Here is an 11,493-nt window from a genome sequence, read left to right as displayed (position 1 = left end):
GCTCTTCCCCTGTTCGCCGCTCCGTCCGTCCCGGGGACCCGACCGTCCTACCGACCCGACCGTCCTACCGACCCGACCGTCCTACCGGCCCGACCGTCCTACCGGCCCGACCTTCCTACCGACCTGGTCGTCCCGCCGATCCGTCCGTCCCGCCGATCCGTTCCGTGCCGCGTCCGTCCCGCCGACTCAGCCGGACACGACCGGCCGGTCGGCGGCCCGGTCGTTGCCCCGGTAGATGTGCCGTCCGCTGACCAGGAGTTGCCGGTCCCGGTCGGGGTGCGCGTCCAGCTCGTCCACGCTACGGAAGCCCAGGACCAGGCTCATCCGGCTGGTGTCACCCGTGTTGGCACCGACCGTGTGGAACGCCAGCGCGTCGAAGAGCAGGACGCCCCCGGCGGGTACCGGGACGGGCACGGACTGGTCCATCAGATCGGCGAGTTCGGGGTGCTCGTCCATCCAGGTGCCGCCACCGTCGGGCTGCGGCACCCCCACGAAGGGCAGATGGTGGGAGCCGGGGACCAGGTGCGTACACCCGTTGGCCGGGGTGGCGTCCTCCAGGTAGACCACGGCGGTGACGAGGCCGCGCGTCCACTGGAGGATGTCGCGGTGCAGACGCGACAGGGTTTCGCCGGGTGCGTTGACGGCCGCCTGGTTGTGCCGGTTCAGCAGGTAGACCACGTTCGGACCGAGCAGTGCGCGCAGCGGGCCCACCAGACCGGGGAGGGTGATCAGCCGGCCCATCAGCCCGGGAGCGCGCTCGTGCAACCGGTACAGCTTCGCGGGGGTGCCCTGTCGGGGCGGGACCGACGCCGAGGCGTCCGCGAACTCGGTCCGTAACATCCCGCGGATCTCGGCGACCAGCGCCGCCGGGACCACTCCGGGAATCCTGAGGTATCCGGAGTCCCGGAAATGGCGTATCTGCAAGGGGGTGAGGCTCATGTCTCTCTCCGTCGTCGAAGGGGCCGATCGCTGTGGACGGGCCGCCGTCGGACCCCGGCGCGGGGTGGTCCGACGGCGGCGGACGGGATCATCCCGGCGTCCCGCGTCCGCCGGGGATCATGGGACGGTCCTTACGACCTCCCTCACGACAGGGAACCCGCTCCCTGTCGTGGGAGAGGCGTCACCGTCCGAACGCGCGCAGCCGGTCCGGTGTCCCGAGGTCGGGGGCGGCCTGGCCGATGTCGAAGGCACCGACCGGGACGGCCCGGCTGACCATCCAGGGGATGAACTCCCGGTACAGATCGGTGGCGCAGGGCTCGGCGAGGCGTCGCGCGTACTGCTCGAACAGCTCGCAGAACTCGCCGGGCCTGACGATGACGACGCCCGCGCTCGTCGCGCCGCGCAGCCGGTGGCGTACGTCGGCGGGCGGTACCGCGTCCACCCCTTCGAGCGCGTGCCTGATACGAGGAGCGGTGGCGTCCAGCAGAATCCGCCCGGTGTTCTGGGCGTGCAGACCCGGCGAGGTCGTCACCACCCAGGTCACCGCGGACCCGTCCGCATGGTGCGAGGCGACCGCGGACGGCAGGAGGGAGAAGGGGAAGAGGGTGTCGGCCGGAATGATCACCGCCACCTCGGACTCCAGGTGGCGCAGCGCGGCGAAGGCCGCGCCGGCCGTGCCGAGCGGGTAGCCCTCACGGTAGATGTGCAGTTCGAAGGTGCTGCCGAACTGCGCCTGCGCGTATGCCTCCACCGCTGGGCCGCCCGCCTCGGGGTCGGAGCTGGTCAGCAGGGACACGCGACGGAATCCGGTGCCGGCCAGCTCGTTGAGCGCGTGGCCGAGCATGGTCGTCGTCCCGCCGGGACGCTTGATGGGGACGAGGACCTTCGGAGTGCCGCGCAGTTCCGGATCGGCGGCGGCCTTGAGCCGGCTTCCTTTGCCCCCGGCCAGAACCAGGGCCACCGCCGAAGGCGGCAGGGAGACCTGGACGCTGGAGAACCAGGAGGAGACGTCGACGTTCGTCTTCATGGGTGACCATCCCGCAGTCTGAGGGTGTGGGTGGCGCCGCCGCCGAAGTTCTGCTCCGGGAGGATTCAGAGCAGGTTCAGATGATCGAGTCCGAGGTAGGCCACTTCCACATCGCTCATCCGTCCCTTTCGGAGAATGTTCCGGAAGGAGGGCTGGTCGAGCAGGGTGACTTCGATGAACTCGTTGTCCTCCGTGCACGGTTCGGCGATCTTGACGCAGTTCGTCGCTACGAAGCAGTGCCTCACCACGGTCGAGTAGGCATCGTCGTAGCAGGTGGTGACGTGTTCGAGCTGTCCTCGATAGCCGGTTTCCTCCAGCAGCTCCCGTTCCATGGCGACCAGGGCCTCCTCGCCCGGCGAGATGAACCCGCCGGGCAACTCGTAGAGGAAGTCCATCGGCCCGGGACGGAACTGCTTGGCCACGACGACTTTCAGGTCCTCGGTCAGCGCCAGCACCGCGGCGGCTGAACTCTCGGCCTTGATGAAGAAATCTTCGATGCGGCCGTCAGGCAGTTGGAAGACCACCTTCTCGATACCGCGTCCGTATTTTTCGAAGACGGTGGTTCGCGAAATCTCTTGCCAGCGCGGGGTGGTGTCAATCATGGCGCCGGATACTACGCGAACCCCTGCACGCTCGTGGCTCCTCGCGGGGCCACGGCACTCACCGGAAGCAGGTACCACTCGTTATGAGTAATACTCTGCATGAGTATTACCCGGCAGGGCTTCCTTGTCCAGTCCGTTGAGCGCCCAACTCCGCCTGACACCCCGGAAACTGATGCGACGCGAGGGACGGTCCGCGCGCCACCGGCCGTACCGCGCGCGGAGGGCACCCGGCCGGGCACCGGCAGTGGGTGCGACCGGCCGCATCCGCCCGACGACCGCAGCGCGACCGCCAACTCGGGCCCCCGAAAGGCGACTTCGCTCTATGCCGGGTGACCGAAAGAGTTCGGACAAGTCGCCACGGACCCCTCCCGGCACATCCTGTACGGGTGTTCTGGCGCGATTACGTCTGTCCGTGCGACCGCCGCGCCTCTATCGTCGCCCGGGTGAACCAGACGGCGGTTCCTCCTCGGCCGGCGGGTCCTTCCGACTCGCACACGCACGTCAAGGCACCGGCCGACCCGGCCACCAGTGAGGCGGGGCGCCTGCTGTGCGTGGGGGTGTACCTCGACCCGCGCTTCCGGGACCGGGTCATCGACGAGCTGTACGTCCACCACGAGCGCTTCGTCGCGCCGAGCTACGGCATCGACGCGGCCCGCGTCCTCGCACACGCCCTGTACGCCAGGCGCGGTGAACTCCTCTGGGCGGCGGCGGTGACCGGACTGTGGGTGGTGGCCGCGGTCGTCACCGACGGCTGGTTCCTCACCCGTCTGCTGCTGCCCTGCCTGCTGCTGAGCGCCGGCGCGCGGGCCGTGGAGGCGTCCCGGGAGAACTCCGCGCTGCGCCTGCCCGCCTGGCTGCTCCAGATGTACGCCCGACTGCTCCTGGGATTCCTGCTGTTGACGGTGGCGATGACCCCGCTGATCCAGGCGAACTGGCAGCTGCTCGACAACTGGTTCGTGCAGTTCGTGCACAGCGTCACCCGGGCACTCGACCTCCAGTACCGCATGATGCCGCTGACGTGGCAGCTGAAGCTCTACTTCAACGGGGGCGACACCTGGCAGCGCTCGTCCTGGACCGTCTTCGCCTTCCTGCTGCTGCTCGCGGTGCTCACCGGACTGCGGCGGGAGTGGCTGGCCCGGACCATGTCCGGCCCGCTGTCCCGCGAGCGGTACGACGACCTCGCCGCGGACCCGGCCGAACGGCTCCACGGCTCACGTCTGCGGTTCGTCCGGGAACTGATCCGCGCCGAACAGCACTGGCCGCTGGTGATGTACGCGACGGAGAAGCCCTTCTGCGGCGCCGGAATGCCGTTCCGGCCCTGGCACCTGTCGGTCGAGCTGCGCCCGCGCACGGACCTCGGCGCCCGGGAACCGCAGGCGGTGGACAACGAGGAGATCCTGCGCCGCGTCGTCCCCCTCGTCGAGTCGCTGCGCGTGCCGTCCCCGCACGGCTCACCGCAGGCCGCGGCCGCGGTCCTGGACCGGCTGCGCGAACTCGTCGTCGACGAGTGCGTCTTCCTGCCGGCCACCGGTCTGCGCCTGCGCGAGGACGCGCCGCTCACGGCGGACGACTTCGAGGAACACCGCGCGGACGCGGTCGAGGAGGGCGGCGAGAAGCGCCGGCACTTCCTGCGGATTCGGGTGGGCGGCTGGGACGAGGACATCGTCGTCACCGTCTTCGTCCGGGTGCACACCCAGGGCGGCATGCTGATGCTGGAGGTCGCCCCGCACGTACTGCGCCCTGTGCGGGCGAAGTTCCGCGGCACGGGCGGCGTAGGGCAGCGCCTCGGCCGGAACAACGCGGTCGCGCTGGGACTCCAGGCCCTCGCGCACGCTCCGCGGGACCTGGGCACGGCGCTGCTCGCGCTCGCCAGGGGGCTGCTGAGCGGCTGGCACGCGCTGTCCGCCGCGAACTCCGGGGAGCCACCGACCGGTCCCGGCACGGCGGTACGCGAACTGGGCGCGGAGCCCGACGCCTCGCTGTTCCAGACCATGGACGTCGACCGCTATCTGAAGACCGTCGAGGACCGGGTGGCACGCGGGGTGCAGCTCGCGCTGTACGAGGCGGGCTGGCAGACGACCGAGTTCGAACGCAAGGCCGTGCACCTCGGTCAGGGGGCGGTCTACATCCAGTCGGTGCACAACAGCGCCGTCGGGATCGGCGACAGGAACACCGTCAGCGCCTCGAACGACGGGGCCGCGGGGAAGAAGGAGTCGACAGGTGACACACCCTGAACCGGAGCGGACCGCGCGGCCCGTGGGTTCCGAGCCCTCACCCTCCGAACGCGCCGTGCACATCGGCTCGGTGTCGGGCAGCTCCTTCGCCATCGGCGACCACAACCAGGTCGGTACGGTCAACGGCGCGTCCGGAGCCGACCGGGAGGCGGCGGTGACCGAACTGCTTTCGGCGGTACGGGAATTGCGAGCCGATCTGTCCCGGCTGACGGCGCGCGTGGCGGACCGTGGGCCGGTGGCCGTGCTGGACGCGGAACTGGTGTCCGTACAGGACGAGATCGAGTCCACCGACGTGGTCACCCCGGGCCGTCTCGCCCGGCTGCGTGACGCGCTCCTCTCGGCGGGCCCGGTGGTCGAACTCCTCGCCTCGGGGAGCGCGGTCGCCACCTCCGTGGCCGCCCTGCTGGGAGCCTGACGGTGTCACCACCCGGTCCCCGGTGGAACGCGGGTGACCAGAGCTGGGAGTTCCCGGACCACGACGCGCCCATGGCGTTCCCGGAGCCCCGTCCGGACCCGGACCAGGACGGCGCGCGCACCGGGAGCGGCCCGCCCACCGTGCCAGGACCGGTGCCCCCGGACGCGGCAGCGACCCGTACCCCGGCTCCCGCTTCCCGGGACGGTGCCGGGCCACGGCCACCGCTGACACCGCCGCCCGTGCCCCGGCCCCCGCTGGCACCACCACCCGTACCGCGACATCCGGCCGTCGGCGATCCGGGAGCGGGCGGGTCCGGTGGACCGGCGCGCACGCGCCGGCTCGCCCTGCCCGCCGCCGGACTCGCCGCCGCCGTGCTCGTGGCCGTCGCGGCGGTGTGGCTGGGACAGGACGACACACCGTCCGGCGCCGCGTCCTCCGCCGCCGCGACCGCCTTCCCCACCGCGTCCCCGACCGTGTCGCGCAGCGGCTACCGCCTCGCCGAGGGCCCCGACGGCGTCACCCTCGCGGTCCCGGAGGACTGGGCGCACCGCACGAACACCGCCGCGGTCGTCTACGAAGCGGCGGACCACTCCTCGTACCTGGAGATCTACCCGGTGTCGTTCAAGGCCGAAGCCGTCGAGCTGGCGCGTGGCTTCTCACGAGGGGTGGCGTCGGTCTGGACGGGCTACGTGGAGACGGGGTTCGGGCCGGTCGGCGAAGGACCGGACGCGGCCGTCGAGGTGAACTTCGGCTACGACCTCCCGGACGGCGGACGCCGACGCGGCATCTACCGCGTCTTCACCACGCCCGGCGGGGCCATGTACAGCGTCCAGAGCGCGGGACCGAGCACCGACTGGCCCCGGCAACGCCAGGTCATGGACACGATGCTGGCCGGCTTCTACGTACCGCCGTCCTCGCCGTCCCCGTGAACCGGTAGGGGCACCCGGCCTGGGAGGCGGACCGCCCTGCGCAGAGGTGCGGGCGGGAGTCACGGGGGAAGAGCACGGCTCAGCCGTCCTATACGGCCCCACCCCCTTGACGGTGATCGTGGTCGCGGTCTCGCTTTTCCTGTCGAGCGCGGCGACGTAGTGCGCGTCGTCGGGGGTTCCGCCGAGGAAGGTGTCAGCACCGGCGCCGCCGCGCCGGACCTCGTAGTGGCCGACGCCGTCGGCGTCGGCGGAGGCGTCCGGACCGGAAAAGGGGCCCTCGGCGTCGACGGCGCACGTGGGACAGGGACGACGACGCCCGGTCGCGCACCCCCACCTTTCGTTGCATAAACCTGCGGTGATGCGTATAGTCATGCCGTCGACGAGGAGGATTCCGATGGTGGTACGTGCAGCGGTGGCAGGGGCGAGCGGATACGCGGGCGGAGAAGTCCTCCGGCTGCTGCTGGCCCACCCCGAGGTCGAGATCGGCGCTCTCACCGGGAACTCCAACGCGGGGCAGCGGCTCGGCGCGCTGCAGCCTCATCTGCGGCCCCTCGCGGACCGGGTGCTCCAGGCCACCACCCCCGAGGCGCTGGCAGGGCACGACGTCGTGTTCCTGGGGCTGCCGCACGGGCAGTCCGCCGCCGTCGCCGAACAGCTCGGCGACGATGTGCTCGTCATCGACATGGGCGCCGACTTCCGGCTCAAGGACCCCGCCGACTGGGAGAGGTTCTACGCCTCGCCGCACGCCGGGACCTGGCCCTACGGGCTGCCCGAGCTGCCCGGCGGGCGGGCGGCCCTCGCCGGGACCAAGCGGATCGCGGTGCCCGGGTGCTATCCGACCGCCGTGTCGCTGGCGCTCTTCCCGGCCTACGCCGCCCGGCTCGTCGAGCCCGAGGCCGTCGTCGTCGCCGCGTCCGGCACCTCGGGCGCGGGCAAGGCGGCCAAGCCACATCTGCTCGGCTCCGAGGTGATGGGCTCCATGTCCCCGTACGGCGTCGGCGGTGGCCACCGGCACACCCCCGAGATGATCCAGAACCTCGGCGCGGTGGCCGGTGAACCGGTCACCGTCTCCTTCACCCCGACCCTCGCGCCCATGCCCCGGGGCATCCTCGCCACGTGCAGTGCCAGGGCGAAGCCGGGAGTGAGCGCCGAATCGGTCCGTACGGCGTACGGGAAGGCGTTCGCGGACGAGCCGTTCGTCGACCTGCTGCCCGAGGGGCAGTGGCCCGCCACCGGATCGGTGTACGGCTCCAACGCCGCGCAGGTCCAGGTCGCGTACGACGGGTCGGCCGGCCGCGTCCTCGCGATCAGCGCCATCGACAACCTCACCAAGGGCACCGCGGGCGGGGCCCTCCAGAGCATGAACATCGCCCTCGGACTCCCCGAGGACACCGGCCTTTCCTCGATCGGCCTCGCTCCGTGAACGACGGACGCGCGGCCGTCCGGCCGCGGGGCAGCGAGACCGGCAGCGACCACAGCCGCCACCCCGGCGGCGTGAACAAGGAGATGCAGTGAGCGTCACGGCAGCACAGGGATTCACGGCGGCGGGCATCGCCGCCGGGATCAAGGAGAGCGGAAGCCCGGACCTGGCCCTCGTGGTCAACCACGGGCCGCGTCGCGCCGCCGCCGGCGTCTTCACCTCCAACCGCGTCAAGGCCGCACCCGTCCTGTGGTCGGAGCAGGTGATCAAGGGCGGCGAGGTGACCGCCGTCATCCTCAACTCCGGTGGCGCCAACGCCTGTACGGGCCCACAGGGCTTCCAGGACACCCACGCCACCGCGGAGAAGGTGGCCGACGTCCTCACCGGCCACAGCGCGGGGGAGATCGCCGTCGCGTCGACCGGGCTCATCGGCGTGCGGCTGCCGATGGACAAGCTCCTGACCGGTATCGAGCGGGCCGCCGAGGCGCTGAGCGAGCACGGCGGCGAGAAGGCCGCCATCGCCATCAAGACCACCGACACCGTCCACAAGACGGCGGTCGCGGGCGGTGAGGGATGGACCGTCGGCGGCATGGCCAAGGGCGCGGGCATGCTCGCCCCCGGCCTCGCGACCATGCTCGTCGTCCTCACCACCGACGCCGACGTCGACGCCCCCGCGCTCGACACCGCGCTGCGCGCCGCGACCCGTACCACCTTCGACCGCATCGACTCCGACGGCTGCATGTCGACCAACGACACCGTGCTGCTGCTCGCCTCCGGCGCCTCCGGGATCACCCCGGAGGAGGACGTGTTCGCCGAAGCGGTACGGGCCGTCTGCGCCGACCTCGCCCGCCAGCTCATCGGCGACGCCGAGGGAGCCTCCAAGGACATCCGGATCGAGGTCGTGGGCGCGGCCGACGAGGACGACGCCCTGGAGGTGGGCCGCTCCATCGCCCGTAACAACCTCCTCAAGTGCGCCATCCACGGTGAGGACCCCAACTGGGGCCGGGTCCTCTCCGCGATCGGTACGACCGGCGCCGCCTTCGAGCCCGACCGGCTGAACGTCGCCATCAACGACGTCTGGGTGTGCCGCGACGGCAGCGTCGGCGAGGACCGTGACCTCGTCGACATGCGTTACCGCGAGGTGCGGATCACCGCCGACCTCTCCGCGGGCACCGAGTCCGTGGTGATCTGGGCCAACGACCTCACTGCGGACTACGTCCACGAGAACAGCGCGTACAGCTCATGAGCGCCGCACGCAAGCACACCGCGCTGCCGAAGGCACAGATCCTCATCGAGGCACTGCCCTGGCTCACCCGGCACAACGGCAAGACCGTCGTCATCAAGTTCGGCGGGAACGCCATGGTCGACGAGGAGCTGAAGGCGGCCTTCGCCCAGGACGTCGTCTTCCTGCGCCAGGCCGGACTCAAGCCCGTCGTCGTGCACGGCGGCGGGCCGCAGATCAGCGCCCAGCTCGACAAACAGGGCCTGGTCAGCGAGTTCAAGGCCGGGCTGCGGGTCACCACGCCCGAGGCGATGGACGTCGTACGGATGGTGCTGGCCGGACAGGTCCAGCGCGAACTGGTCGGCCTGCTGAACCAGCACGGCCCGCTCGCCGTCGGCATGACCGGCGAGGACGCCCGCACGATCACCGCGGTCCAGCACCGCCCGGTGATAGACGGCGAGCCCGTCGACATCGGCCGGGTCGGCGAGATCACGGCGATCGACACGGGCGCCGTCCAGGCGCTGCTCGATGACGGCCGTATCCCCGTCGTCTCCTCCATCGCCCGCTCCGCCGACGACGGACACGTCTACAACGTCAACGCCGACACCGCCGCCGCCGCGCTCGCCGCCGCGCTGGACGCCGCGACGCTGATGGTCCTCACCGACGTCGAGGGCCTGTACGAGGACTGGCCGAACAGCGACGACGTGATCAGCCGGCTCACCGCGACCGAACTGGAGAAACTGCTGCCGGACCTCTCCAGCGGCATGGTGCCCAAGATGGAGGGCTGCCTCTTCGCCGTGCGCAACGGCGTGGAGACCGCCCGCGTCATCGACGGCCGGGTCCAGCACTCGATCCTGCTGGAGATCTTCACCGATGAGGGAATCGGCACGATGGTCGTGCCGGACGGACAGGGGGAACGATGAGCAACGCGGAACTCTCGCAGCGCTGGCAGAACGCGCTGATGGACAACTACGGCACCCCGCGGCTCTCCCTGGTGCGCGGAGCGGGCGCCAGGGTCTGGGACGCCGACGGCGCCGAATACCTCGACTTCGTCGGCGGCATCGCGGTGAACGCCCTGGGCCACGCCCACCCGGCCGTCGTCGAGGCCGTCTCCACGCAGATCGCCTCCCTCGGCCATGTCTCCAACCTGTTCATCGCCGAACCTCCGGTCGCCCTCGGCGAACGGCTGCTCCAGCTGTTCGGCCGGACCGGCCGGGTCTACTTCTCCAACTCGGGCGCCGAGGCCAACGAGGCCGTCTTCAAGATCGGCCGGCTGACCGGGCGTACGCACATGGTCGCCACCGTCGGAGGTTTCCACGGCCGCACCACGGGATCGCTCGCCCTCACCGGCCAGCCGTCGAAGCGTGAGCCGTTCCTGCCGTTGCCCGGCGACGTCACGCATGTCCCGTACGGCGATGTGGCGGCCCTCCGGGCCGCGGTCACCAGCGACACCGCCCTGCTGATCATCGAACCGATCCAGGGCGAGGCCGGCGTCGTCGTCCCGCCCGAGGGCTATCTGGAGGCCGCCCGGGAGATCACCCGGGCGACCGGCACCCTGCTGGTGCTCGACGAGGTGCAGACCGGCATCGGCCGGTGCGGCCAGTGGTTCGAGCACCAGGCCCACCAAGGGGTCGAGCCCGACGTGGTCACGCTCGCCAAGGGACTCGGCGGCGGACTGCCGATCGGCGCCACCGTCGCGTTCGGCGCGGCGGCCGAGCTGCTGAAGCCCGGCCACCACGGCTCGACGTTCGGCGGCAACCCGATCGCCTGCGCCGCCGGGCTCGCGGTCCTGGACACCCTCTCCGCCGACGGCGCGCTCGACGAGGTGAAGCGGCTCGGCGAGAAGATCCGCGACGGTGTGGAAGGACTGGGACACCCGCTGGTCTCCCACGTCCGGGGCGCCGGACTGCTGCTGGGTATCGTGCTCACCGAGCCCCGCGCACACCAGGTGCAGCAGGCGGCTCAGGACGCCGGACTCCTGGTGAACGCGCCCGCCCCCGATGTCGTACGGCTGATGCCCCCGCTGATCATCGGCGACACGGAGGTGGACGCGTTCCTGCGGACCGTGCCCGGCGTCCTCGACACCGCACACGGGGACGGACGATCCGGGGCATGACCCTCCGGAGATGGAGGCGACGAAGATGACCGAGACGCAGGAGACCGAGCACGGAGGACAGTCCGTGCCGCAGACCCGCACGGCGCGCCACCGCCGGATCGTGGACATCCTGAACCGGCAGCCGGTGCGCTCGCAGAGTCAGCTGGCCAAGCTCCTGGCCGACGACGGGCTGAGCGTCACCCAGGCGACGCTCTCCCGGGACCTCGACGAACTGGGCGCGGTGAAGATCCGCAACACCGGAGGCGAGCTGATCTACGCGGTGCCCAGCGAGGGCGGATTCCGCACCCCGCAGGCCCCGCTCGGCGAGTCCGCGAAGGAGGAGCGGATGCGCCGACTCTCCGCGGAACTCCTCATCTCGGCGGAGGCGTCGGCCAATCTCGTCGTGCTCCGGACACCGCCGGGCGCGGCCCAGTTCCTGGCCTCCGCCATCGACCAGGCGGAACTCCAGGACATCCTGGGGACCATCGCGGGCGACGACACGCTGATGCTGATCAGTCGCGACCCGGTGGGCGGGCAGGCGCTCTCGGAGCACCTGCTGCGGCTGGCGCAGAACGACCGCTGAGGCGCCGGGGCGGCGGGCCGGGCCGCC

11 protein-coding genes are annotated in these 11,493 nt (G+C 71.3%); 8 read left to right on the top strand and 3 right to left on the bottom strand.

Annotated features, from left to right (window positions below):
- Nucleotides 1-186 precede the first annotated feature (186 nt).
- The 3 genes from PZB75_RS03730 to PZB75_RS03720 form a co-directional block, all read right to left on the bottom strand.
- Nucleotides 187-939 carry a phytanoyl-CoA dioxygenase family protein gene (locus PZB75_RS03730; RefSeq protein WP_275533851.1) on the bottom strand — a complete coding sequence of 251 codons (753 nt, stop codon included), beginning with the start codon at nt 937-939 and terminating at the stop codon, nt 187-189.
- Between the two features lie 181 nt (nt 940-1,120).
- Nucleotides 1,121-1,966 (bottom strand): NTP transferase domain-containing protein, encoded by an 846-nt coding sequence (locus PZB75_RS03725; protein WP_275533850.1) that lies wholly within the window; start codon nt 1,964-1,966, stop codon nt 1,121-1,123.
- A gap of 65 nt (nt 1,967-2,031) precedes the next feature.
- A complete protein-coding gene (locus tag PZB75_RS03720) occupies nt 2,032-2,568 on the bottom strand; it encodes an NUDIX hydrolase (protein WP_275533849.1) in 537 nt (178 codons plus the stop codon).
- 443 nt (nt 2,569-3,011) lie between these two features.
- On the opposite strand from PZB75_RS03720, the gene PZB75_RS03715 reads away from it, so the two are divergent.
- The 8 genes from PZB75_RS03715 (at nt 3,012) to PZB75_RS03680 (ending at nt 11,466) form a co-directional block, all read left to right on the top strand.
- Nucleotides 3,012-4,802: a hypothetical protein gene (locus tag PZB75_RS03715; protein ID WP_275533848.1), complete on the top strand. Its 1,791-nt coding sequence runs from the start codon at nt 3,012-3,014 to the stop codon at nt 4,800-4,802.
- Entirely contained in the window at nt 4,789-5,217 is a 429-nt protein-coding gene (locus PZB75_RS03710) for a hypothetical protein (RefSeq protein WP_275533847.1), read from the top strand. The genes PZB75_RS03715 and PZB75_RS03710 overlap by 14 nt, the downstream gene beginning before the upstream one ends.
- 2 nt (nt 5,218-5,219) lie before the next feature.
- Nucleotides 5,220-6,146, top strand: coding sequence for a hypothetical protein (locus tag PZB75_RS03705; protein ID WP_275533846.1), 927 nt, complete (start codon nt 5,220-5,222; stop codon nt 6,144-6,146).
- Between the two features lie 394 nt (nt 6,147-6,540).
- Nucleotides 6,541-7,569 (top strand): N-acetyl-gamma-glutamyl-phosphate reductase, encoded by a 1,029-nt coding sequence (gene argC, locus PZB75_RS03700; RefSeq protein ID WP_275533845.1) that lies wholly within the window; start codon nt 6,541-6,543, stop codon nt 7,567-7,569.
- 88 nt (nt 7,570-7,657) lie between these two features.
- Nucleotides 7,658-8,812, top strand: coding sequence for a bifunctional glutamate N-acetyltransferase/amino-acid acetyltransferase ArgJ (gene argJ, locus PZB75_RS03695; protein WP_275533844.1), 1,155 nt, complete (start codon nt 7,658-7,660; stop codon nt 8,810-8,812).
- Nucleotides 8,809-9,711 (top strand): acetylglutamate kinase, encoded by a 903-nt coding sequence (gene argB / locus PZB75_RS03690; RefSeq protein ID WP_275533843.1) that lies wholly within the window; start codon nt 8,809-8,811, stop codon nt 9,709-9,711. Before argJ ends, argB begins: the two co-directional genes overlap by 4 nt.
- Nucleotides 9,708-10,904, top strand: coding sequence for an acetylornithine transaminase (locus PZB75_RS03685; RefSeq protein ID WP_275533842.1), 1,197 nt, complete (start codon nt 9,708-9,710; stop codon nt 10,902-10,904). Before argB ends, PZB75_RS03685 begins: the two co-directional genes overlap by 4 nt.
- A 25-nt stretch (nt 10,905-10,929) precedes the next feature.
- Nucleotides 10,930-11,466, top strand: coding sequence for an arginine repressor (locus PZB75_RS03680; RefSeq protein WP_275533841.1), 537 nt, complete (start codon nt 10,930-10,932; stop codon nt 11,464-11,466).
- The last annotated feature ends 27 nt before the right edge of the window (nt 11,467-11,493 follow it).

It is taken from the genome of Streptomyces sp. AM 4-1-1, assembly GCF_029167625.1.
Classification (GTDB): domain Bacteria; phylum Actinomycetota; class Actinomycetes; order Streptomycetales; family Streptomycetaceae; genus Streptomyces.
This window is presented reverse-complemented; position numbering and strand designations above follow the sequence as displayed.

What these genes read in the sequence shown, in the direction of transcription:
- PZB75_RS03720 (WP_275533849.1), bottom strand. Translation starts at nt 2,568, where the DNA reads ATGATTGACACCACCCCGCGCTGGCAAGAGATTTCGCGAACCACCGTC.
- PZB75_RS03685 (WP_275533842.1), top strand. Translation starts at nt 9,708, where the DNA reads ATGAGCAACGCGGAACTCTCGCAGCGCTGGCAGAACGCGCTGATGGAC.
- PZB75_RS03730 (WP_275533851.1), bottom strand. Translation starts at nt 939, where the DNA reads ATGAGCCTCACCCCCTTGCAGATACGCCATTTCCGGGACTCCGGATAC.
- PZB75_RS03680 (WP_275533841.1), top strand. Translation starts at nt 10,930, where the DNA reads ATGACCGAGACGCAGGAGACCGAGCACGGAGGACAGTCCGTGCCGCAG.
- argB (WP_275533843.1), top strand. Translation starts at nt 8,809, where the DNA reads ATGAGCGCCGCACGCAAGCACACCGCGCTGCCGAAGGCACAGATCCTC.
- PZB75_RS03725 (WP_275533850.1), bottom strand. Translation starts at nt 1,966, where the DNA reads ATGAAGACGAACGTCGACGTCTCCTCCTGGTTCTCCAGCGTCCAGGTC.
- argC (WP_275533845.1), top strand. Translation starts at nt 6,541, where the DNA reads ATGGTGGTACGTGCAGCGGTGGCAGGGGCGAGCGGATACGCGGGCGGA.